Below are 8,913 nucleotides of genomic sequence, written 5' to 3'. Positions count from 1 at the left end.
AGTTCCAATGGCGACGCAACAGCTCTAACCACCTTTCCATCGTGGCTATCTGTTCGTCACTCGGCTTGATTCGATAGATGTAGGTTAAGAGCATGATGTTATTGTACTACTCGCGACCTATTGAGAACCGTTAAACCCCGTCGGGCAATTCCCCTCCCGTTATAATCTTTGATTATAACCCGAGACCCCTTGCCCGTTTAGTTGGGGTAATACCATTTCTCAAAAACTTTTCTACACTTTCTTGAGTAGGGTAGCAGGGAAGTAGTTAAGGACGTTGCATACAACGTCCGTATAGAGAAGTCAAAACTTGACATCCTCCCGACGCTGCACTTGCGTGAAAGCGCGGGATTCCCTAACATTGCTGATAGGGGGTTTCTGCTTCTCGCGCACCTGCCTCCCTTGCCGAACCTCTTTCCGGTCTAAAGGCGCGCTCCACAGACAAGACAGCATGGTCTTGGGGGTCTCCCCCATGAGCGACTGGCGCTGAAACTGCTAGACCAGCAGCCTTATTATTTTTACTATAGCATACTATTGTTAGAACTGCAACATTGATTGGTTTTCCAATTGCGTCGCTCCCCTACGGGAGAGCGCGGGTCTTCAACCAACGTTGAGATAAATAATTAACGCGCTACTAGCTAATAATTATTAAAAAAGTGATTTAGCCCGTATTAATTACTTAATAATTGAAGTATCAACTAAGTATAGCATTAATGCATGGTAATTGGTATAACTGCAAATATAGATAAGGATAAAATTATACTGAAAGTACATCTTTATTATTTTAGTTACAAGGCCAAAATCTATTGCCCATTACCTACTATCTATTATGTTATGGTAACTCTTGCCGGATACAACAATTTAATTCTCATTCACAATAGCGCCAACTCTCAAGTTTATCGTGCCCGACGAGTTGATGATAACGAACCTGTCATTCTCAAATTTCTTAACCAAGACTATCCCACCACTGAGCCAATTAGACGCTACAAACAGGAATATCATCTCACTTGCCAGTTAAAATCTCCAGGTATTATTAAAGCTTATAGTTTGGTAGAATGGCAAAGAAGTTTCGCAATTATCTTTGAAGACTTTGGAGCAATTTCCCTTCAAGAATTCTTGCAAGGACAAGAAAAACTTTCTCTTGAAAATTTTTTATTTTTAGCGATCGCCATTACCGAGAGTTTGGGGCAAATTCACACTTCACATATAATTCACAAAGACATCAACCCTAGCAATATCCTTTTTAATTCCCACACAAAAGAACTAAAAATTATCGACTTTGGGATCTCCACCCAACTGAGTCGAGAAAATCCTACTATCAAAAATCCCAATGTTTTAGAAGGTACTTTAGCTTATATTTCCCCAGAACAAACGGGGAGAATGAACCGGAGTTTAGACTATCGCACGGATTTTTATTCCTTGGGGATAACATTCTATGAAATGTTAACCAAACAACTGCCTTTTCCTACATTAGATGCTCTAGAATTAATCCATTGTCATCTAGCTAAACAAGCTATTTCTCCCTCTCAAATAAATTCATCAATTCCACCAATAATCTCTGAGATAGTAATGAAATTGATGGCGAAAAATGCTGAAGACCGCTATCAAAGTTCCTGGGGATTAAAAGCAGATTTAGAAAATTGTTTAGAGCAATTGGAATTAACAGGAAAGATAGGGGTTTTTCCTTTAGCAACTCAAGACTTTTCAGAAAGGTTTCAAATTCCTCAAAAACTCTATGGTAGGGAAACAGAAATTGCAACTTTACTCCAAGCATTCGAGGTAGTTGCCGAAACTGGAAAAGTAGAATTGATGATGGTTGCAGGTTATTCTGGCATCGGCAAATCATCCCTGGTACAAGAACTTTATAAACCCATTACTGCTCGTCGGGGTTATTTTATTTCGGGGAAATTCGACCAATTTCAAAGAAATATTCCTTATTCAGCGATCGTCTCTGCTTTTACAGGATTAATCAGACAATTATTAGGAGAAACTGAAACAGGGTTACAACTCTGGCGAGAAAAGTTATTAAAAGCTTTGGGTTCTAATGGACAAGTAATGATTGATGTGATTCCCGAAGTAGAACTAATTATTGGCCAACAACTGCCAGTTCCTGTATTAGGAGCAAACGAATCACAAAATCGTTTTAATCTTGTTATTAGTAATTTTATTGGTGCTTTTTGCAGCGAAGAGCATCCGTTAACCCTGTTTCTTGATGATTTGCAATGGGCAGATTTGGCAACTTTAAAACTAATGGAACGGATGTTAGTTGAGGGTAAAACTAAATATTTGTTGCTGTTGGGAGCATATCGCGATAATGAAGTTTCTATAAGTCATCCTTTAGCAATGTCTCTAGAAAAACTTAGGAAAAATAACAATGCAATTAACCAAATTACTTTAAATCCTTTACCCCTAGATCGAATTGCCGAGCTGATTGCCGATACCCTCAAACAGACTCAGAAAATTAATGATTTAGCAAAGTTAGTCCTGCAAAAAACAGGGGGAAATCCTTTCTTTATTAATGAATTTTTACAAGCTTTGTATAGTGAGAATTTGCTAGAATTCCATCAGCGATCGAGAACTTGGCAATGGGATATGGTAGTGATTCAGGGAAGGGGATTTAGTGATAATGTAGTGGGATTGATGGTAGAGAAACTGCAAAAATTACCGCCATCGGTGCAAGAAATTTTATCTCTTGCAGCTTGTTTGGGAGCCGAATTTGACTTAGAATTTCTAAGCTGGGTCGGACAAAAAAAACCAGAAGAGATTTTTGTATCTTTGCAAATAGCTCTCGAACGTCACTTTATCCTTCCTATCTGCGAACTAGACGAAAACCTCTTGATTCAGTCATATAAGTTCGGGCACGATCGCATCCAACAAGCTGCCTATGCACTCATTCCTGATGCTCGACAAGAATTGATACATTACCAGATAGGGCAATTGTTGCTCCAAAAGCTACCTCCAGAAGCAAGAAGTGAGAGCATTTTTGAGATAGTAGGTCAATTAAACTATGGAATGGCTTTAATTACGGAACAAAAAGAGCGTGACGAACTTGCCGAACTGAATCTGATTGCTGGTCACAAAGCTAAAGCAGCAAACGCCTATCAAGCAGCTCGCGAATATGCCAACACTGGGTTATCGTTGCTTGGAGAAAATTGTTGGCAACGGCAATATGAAATCAGTCTGGTATTTTATCAACTTTCGGCTGAATTGGCATCCCTGTGCGGTGATTTTGAGGCGATGGAACAATTTGTTGCCACAGTCATCAAGCAATCTCAGTCAGCATTGACTCTAGCTAATATTTACCGAATTTGTATCCAGGCTAATTTTGCTCAAAATAAACTGAATAAAGCTATTTCCATAGCTCAAGAATTACTAAAACAGTTAGGTATCACTTTTCCAGAAATGCCTACAAGCGAAGATGCTCAAAGTTTAGTTACAGAGATTAAAAACCTAATTGGAAATCGGGAAATTAGGGATTTAGTGCGTTTGCCAATAATAGTAGATGAAGAAAAAATAGCTATCTTGCAGACTGTTGCTAGCATTATACCAGCTGCCTATAATGCAGGTTCTTCATTGTTTCCAGTATTAGTTTCTTTTGCTGTCAAGTTCTCAATTGAACATGGCAATACATCTGCTTCAACCTTTGCTTATGCTACCTATGGAATCGTTACTTGTAATCTGTTACAAGATATCAATGCAGGAGTGAAATTCGGTCAATTAGCACTCGAAACTGTATCTAAATTAGATGTTAAAGCGTTCAAACCCCAAGTCCTACAGATTGTAGCAGGATTTACTCTCCACCGCAAATCCCATATCAAAAGCACTATACCCCTATTGCAAGAAGCATATACAAGTGGCGTAGAAGTTGGAAATCATGAATATGCAGGACACAGTGGTGCCGTATTTTGTCTCAATTCTTTTTGGTGCGGTCAACCCCTTGCTAGGTTGGAACAGGAAATTCATACTTACTATAACGGGTTGATGCAATTGAATCAATTAACCACAGCAAATTACTGTCGATTTCATTTGCAGACTACTTTAAATTTACTAGAGGTTACAGAGCATCCAACCATTTTGTCTGGAGATGTTCTGCAAGAAGCAAAGTTTTTGCCTTTATTGATTTCTGCCAACGACTTATATGGACTCTATATTTTTTATTTGCATAAGTTAATGCTTTGCTACCTATTTGAGGAGATTAAATTGGCTCAAAACTATGCACTTGAGGTGAAGCGCTATTTAATAGGTGGTACTGGAACTGTTGGTATAGCTGGGTTTTATTTCTATGATTCTTTGACTGCTATAGCTGCCTTCAATCCAGAATCAGAGGAAAAATCAGAGTTTCTCCAGCAAGTGGAAGACAACCAGAGGCAGTTGCAACAGTATTGGGCACTTTATGCTCCCATGAATCATCAACATAAGGTCGATTTGGTAGAAGCAGAAAAATGCCGAATTTTAGAACAAAAATTGGAAGCCATAGAATTATATAATAAAGCGATTTCTGGAGCTAAAGAAAACGGTTTCATCCAAGAAGAAGCCCTTGCTAACGAACTAACTGCCAAATTTTATCTAGACTGGGGTCAGGAAAAAGTTGCCCAAGTTTACATGACAGACGCACACTACTGCTATTCTCTTTGGGGGGCAAAAGCAAAGGTCAAGCACTTAGAAGAAAACTATCCTCAATTATTTCCGTCCCAAACCACAACAATTTCCGATTTGACAACCCTGAATACTCGCACAACCAGCAATTCTACTGACTGTTCAGAATTAGATTTAGCCACAGTTATCAAATCAACCAATGCTATTTCCAGCGAGATTATTTTGGAAAATTTGTTGGCAACCTTAATGCATATTCTAGTGGAAAATGCAGGAGCACAACGAGGTATTCTGATTTTACCTAGGGGCAAAAGTTTATTCATCGAAGCCACCAAGGAAGCAGACTTGGAGGAAATTTCGGTCTTGCAGTCTCAGCCTCTAGATAAGTTTGACAAGCTCTCGGAAAAGATAGTCCGTTATGTCGCCCGCACTCGCGAAACAGTAGTTCTCAAAGATGCCTCAAGTGAAGGTGACTTTACCGACGATAGCTACATTCAACAATACCAATGTCAGTCTATCGCCTGCACTCCTCTGATCTGTCAAAATCAACTCCAAGGTATTATCTATCTGGAAAACAATTTGAGCGCGGGAGCTTTTACCCAAGAGCGCATGGCACTGTTGCGTACCCTGGCTGCCCAAGGAGCGATTTCTTTGGAAAATGCTCGACTCTACGACGCTTGCCAGCGGTTTGTCCCAGAGCAGTTTCTCAGTTTTCTAGAGAAAAAGAGTATTATTGATGTAAAATTAGGAGATCAAGTGGAACGGGAAATGACAGTGCTATTTTCCGATATCCGGGGTTTTACTAGCATCTCCGAGAAGATGACACCGGGGGAGAACTTTGCTTTTATTAACGAATATCTAGGTTACATGGAACCTCAAATTCAAAAACACGGCGGTTTTATTGATAAGTATATCGGTGATGCAATTATGGCGTTATTTCCGAATTCTGCGGATGACGCTGTTAAGGGAGCGCTCGCCATGTTGGAGGAGTTGAAAACATACAATTTATATCGACAGCAAAAAAATCTCCACCCCCTCGACATCGGTATTGGTTTGCATACAGGGAAGTTAATTTTAGGAACTGTGGGTGGTTTCAGACGGATGGATGGAACTGTTATCGGGGATGCGGTCAATTTATCTTCGCGGGTGGAAGGGTTGACTAAGATATACGGGGTTTCTCTTTTAATTACCCATCAAACTTTGGTGCGTTTGAATAATCCCTTGGAATACGACTTGCGGTTTATTGAACAAGTTAAAGCTAAAGGAAAAGCTAAAGCGGTTGGTTTATTTGAAGTATTTTCTGGCGACCCACCAGAATTGCGAGATGCTAAAATAGCTACTAAGGAAAAGTTTGAAAGGGCAGTGCTGTTATATTATCAGAAGTCTTTTGTTAAAGCAGGGCGTTTATTTCAAGAATGTCTAGCAGAGAATTCTGGCGATCGTACTGCTTCTAGTTATCTTGAACGATGTCAAGGTTATTTTATTTGAAATTCGGTACATATTAAATCTGTCTGAAAATTCCTCCACAGCGATGATAGAAAGCAATCTCGCGCAACCCCTGATATTGAATCCGGTTATATAATACTAATTTGATAAATGTTTGTTACAAATACTAGAAGTAATATCAAATCCGTTGATCGTGATACAATGCGTAGGGGCGAATGGCCATTCGCCCCTACAATATAGACTCTTATCTTTAAAATGCTGAATAACACCGATGCTTCCAGATTTGATATAATAAAGAAGGAAGAAGGGGGAAATATTTTAAAAAATGGAGAAACGACATAAATAGCTATCTAAAATAAATTAGAGCAGCTATTTTTAAGTATATCTGATTGCTCTCTACCTTTTTGTAGCATTCTTTTTTCAAATTGGTGTGGTATGTGTTGATAATTCTATAATTACTTCAATACCCCCATCCCTCCATCTCCCAATCACCCCATCCCCCCATCTCCCCATCAATCTTTAGTAGCAAACATTAACATATTTCATCTTAATAACAAACTCCCTTCTGCCGGAAATTTTTCTGATTTTCTTTGATTAAAGCGCCAATATTGTTGATAATTATTAAGAAAGTTTTGTCCTAAAATTCCATCAACTTCTAATAACTTCAACACTGGGGAAGACAAAATTACTGTTTCTAAGTTTTTCAGCTCATAATTTCCCATTTTTACTTTAGCTAAGGAAGCATATTCTGCCATTTCTATGCCACAAAAACCTTGCACTTGAATTTCCTGTCTTTCAGCCGCAGAAATTTTTAACTTACTAGCTAATTTCTGAGAAATAAAAATACTTTCTGCCCCCGTATCTAACATAAAAATAAACGGACCATTGCCATTAATTTTTACCTCGGCTAACATTACTCCTAATTTAGATTTAATTGGGATAGCATCATTAATATTTTTAGCAGGTATTGGAGTGGGAGGTAGTAATCGTAATTTTTTGGTTTGAGGATTTATTTGTACATCAAAATTACTCAAAATATCCATGCCTAAAACTCCTGATAATCCCTCTGGCATGATAGTGGTAGTAAATTCTAAACCTGTTAAGTTTTCGACTTTAACATTATCAATTTTTAAGATAGGCAAACGATGCAAATTAGCTTTCATTTCTGGGCATTCATCTCCTGCTACGGCATAAGTTAAAAATTCTTTTGGTACAGGTTCCCCTGTTAATTCTAATTCTTTGATTGTTTCTGTGGCAATGATAGAAGTAGAAGCACCTGTATCTAATAAAAAATTACCCGATTTTTCTCCTAGAGTTGCTGTCAAGGTAAAAGCTTTTCCTCCGTCTAAAAATTCTAGGGGAATAGTTGCATTTCCTGTTACTTTTGGGCGGGGTAAGTTTAGACCTTCTAATTGTACAATGGCTCCAATTGATATATTTTTTCTAGGGAATATAACTATATCTTGCGGAAAAATAATAGGTTTTAGTTGAGCTAAACTAGGGGAAATAATTATGCAGCTAATAGCTCCAATAATAATAGTTGTAATACTCGCAAATTTGTTCATAGTTGTTAGTTAATTGGAATAGCAAAATTCCGATCGCATGATATTAATTATGATTGATTTATATCATTTTCGTTATAACAGTTATAATTAAGCTTGTAGTTGGGCTTTAGCCCCCCAAGTATTTATGGTAGGGCTAAAGCCCAACTACGAACAAAGGTTTTATTCTAACTAATAATCTGGGAAATAAATTTACCTGAAGTTGATAAAATACTAACCTGTTTCTACAGTATCTAAGAGAGCTTTGAGAATGAGATAGATGGAAGTTGCTCCTGGGTCTTGATGACCAATGCTGCGATCGCCTAAATAACTGGCTCTTCCTTTTTTCGCTAACATTGGAATTGTATTTTTCATTCCAGACTCAGCAGCATCTACCGCTTGTTTCAAACTATCGAGAAAACTAGAATCATTTGCTACTGCTTCTGTAAAAGTATTTGCTGCTGGAGACAACGCATCTAACATGGTTTTGTCTCCCAAGTTAGCTTTGCCACGTTGCACTACTCCCTCAACTGCTGCAGTGAATACTTTAGACATATCTTCTGTAGTTAATTCTGACTTTCTTGTTACTACAGCACTTGCTCGTAAAAATAGAGTGCCATACAGAGGTCCACTAGCACCACCAATAGTAGAGATTAAAGTCATACTCACAGTTTTAAAAATACTGCCAATATCTTTATTCGTAACAGTGGGGAGTAGAGTTATAACTTTCTGAAAACCACGATTCATATTAATGCCGTGGTCAGCATCACCAATAGCAGCATCTAATTCTGTAAGATAATCTTTGTTTTGCTCTAAAACTGTTGCTACTGTTTGCAACCATTGGATAATTTGTTCTTTGTTTACCATAATCTTTTCAGTTATCAGTTATCAGTTATCAGCACTTCTAGCTCAAAAAGTAGGTTGGGTTGAGGTACGAAACCCAACATATATCAATTATACCAAATTGATATATGTTGGCTACAAATAGTTAGGCTATTTTTTAGAAGTAAACCCACCCCTAACCCCTCCCGGGAGGGGAAGTCAGGAGACAGGAGTCAGAATGAATAGTTTTGATATCATTTTTTATGTCGTAATTTCTATTTTTCGTCAAATAGACATTTTTGATAAAGTCTTTTAATACTGCTTATTATTCGTAACATTCTTTTTTAAAAATGGTATTATAGCTCGCCAAGGATTTCAATCCTTGGCTAATAGTATCATGTCTGATTGAATAGTTATAATTAAAGCTTGTAGTAGGGCTTTAGCCCGATCTGTAGATAGGGCTAAAGCCCTACTACAAACAAAAACTGATCATATACCTAATTGAGCAACAACA

4 protein-coding genes are annotated in these 8,913 nt (G+C 38.0%); 1 reads left to right on the top strand and 3 read right to left on the bottom strand.

What is annotated here, in order from left to right; translation table 11 throughout:
* Positions 1-94, bottom strand: a 94-nt coding sequence (locus F6K22_RS21580; RefSeq protein WP_293102483.1) for a helix-turn-helix domain-containing protein, incomplete at its 3' end; no start/stop codon positions are given.
* A gap of 620 nt (positions 95-714) precedes the next feature.
* Here F6K22_RS21580 and F6K22_RS21575 point away from each other — a divergent pair.
* Positions 715-6,078 carry an AAA family ATPase gene (locus tag F6K22_RS21575; protein ID WP_293102480.1) on the top strand — a complete coding sequence of 1,788 codons (5,364 nt, stop codon included), beginning with the start codon at positions 715-717 and terminating at the stop codon, positions 6,076-6,078.
* Between the two features lie 500 nt (positions 6,079-6,578).
* On the opposite strand, the gene F6K22_RS21570 is transcribed toward F6K22_RS21575, so the two are convergent.
* On the bottom strand, positions 6,579-7,601 hold the full coding sequence (locus F6K22_RS21570) for a retropepsin-like aspartic protease (RefSeq protein ID WP_293102477.1): 1,023 nt from the start codon (positions 7,599-7,601) through the stop codon (positions 6,579-6,581).
* A gap of 210 nt (positions 7,602-7,811) precedes the next feature.
* Positions 7,812-8,444: a dihydroxyacetone kinase subunit DhaL gene (dhaL, locus tag F6K22_RS21565; protein WP_293102475.1), complete on the bottom strand. Its 633-nt coding sequence runs from the start codon at positions 8,442-8,444 to the stop codon at positions 7,812-7,814.
* Between the last annotated feature and the right edge of the window lie 469 nt (positions 8,445-8,913).

It is taken from the genome of Okeania sp. SIO2F4, from assembly GCF_010672385.1.
Taxonomy (GTDB): Bacteria; Cyanobacteriota; Cyanobacteriia; order Cyanobacteriales; family Microcoleaceae; genus Trichodesmium.
Note: the sequence above shows the minus strand (reverse complement) of the source record. Positions and strands in the feature narration are given on the sequence as shown.